Source organism: Enorma timonensis, assembly GCF_000321165.1.
GTDB lineage: Bacteria > Actinomycetota > Coriobacteriia > Coriobacteriales > Coriobacteriaceae > Enorma.
The window spans coordinates 1-853 of the sequence record NZ_CAPF01000113.1 but is presented as its reverse complement, the minus strand read 5'-3'; the positions used below and the strand labels follow the sequence as shown (position 1 = coordinate 853).

The 853-nt window shown below is 67.3% G+C and carries 2 protein-coding genes; both read left to right on the top strand.

Annotated features, from left to right (window positions below; translation table 11 throughout):
* A partial coding sequence (locus BN423_RS10480) for a hypothetical protein (protein ID WP_026089092.1) occupies nt 1-332 on the top strand: 332 nt, incomplete at its 5' end.
* Nucleotides 329-853, top strand: a 525-nt coding sequence (locus tag BN423_RS10960) for an FhaA domain-containing protein (protein WP_019240197.1), incomplete at its 3' end; no start/stop codon positions are given. The genes BN423_RS10480 and BN423_RS10960, both read left to right, overlap by 4 nt.

Below are 853 nucleotides of genomic sequence, written 5' to 3'. Positions count from 1 at the left end.
ACACGGCGGCGCGCGTGCTCGCGCGGCCCGAGGTCGCGGCCGGTGCCGTGGTGCTCGCGCTCGCGGCCGCCGCGACGAGCCTCGCGCTCGCCCGCCACGCGCGCAACATGCGGGAATCCCGCGGAAACGCCATGCTCATCGTGGGCGGCACCCTGCCCGGAATTATGGTTGTTTTGCTGCTCTGGCTTGCAAACCCTATGGAAAATGCGCTCGTCGCGACCTACGGAGCGGCCATAGCCATCGGCGCGGGAGCCCTATCCTCTATAATTATCTTCATATGCGTATACTCGTTGGGATATCGAAAAGACATGCCAGAAGGTGATCGACCGTGAACTTCCTGAACATCTTCGAGGACCGCGTGGCGGGGATCTTCGGTGCCGCGCGCGCGCCGTTCTCGTTCAAGAAGCTGGCCAAGCAGGCCGCTCACGAGATGGAGGAGCAGACGCTCGTGGTGAACGGCGCGAACACCGCGCCCGCGCTCTACACGATCCTCATCGCGAACGACGACGACGCCTTCATGGCCCCCTACTACCCGCAGCTCGCACGCGAGGTGAGCTCGCTCGTGAAGGCGCAGGCCGAGAAGAAGCGCTACACGTTCGTGGGCGAGCCGCTCGTGCGGTTCATGATCGACCCCGAGCTCAAGGCCGGCAAGTTCTCCGTCTTCGCCGAGAACGTCGACGCCCAGACCCTCGCGCGCCTCTATGAGGAGGAGCGCGCCTACCAGCAGAGCCTCGCGCAGAACTTCCCGGCCTCGGCCGCCGCGCGCAGCCAGCAGGCGCCCATGCCGCGCCAGCAGACCCCGCAGCCCCGCCCCGCGGCGGCTGTCGAGAGCCCCGTGCGGCAGGCACGCCTC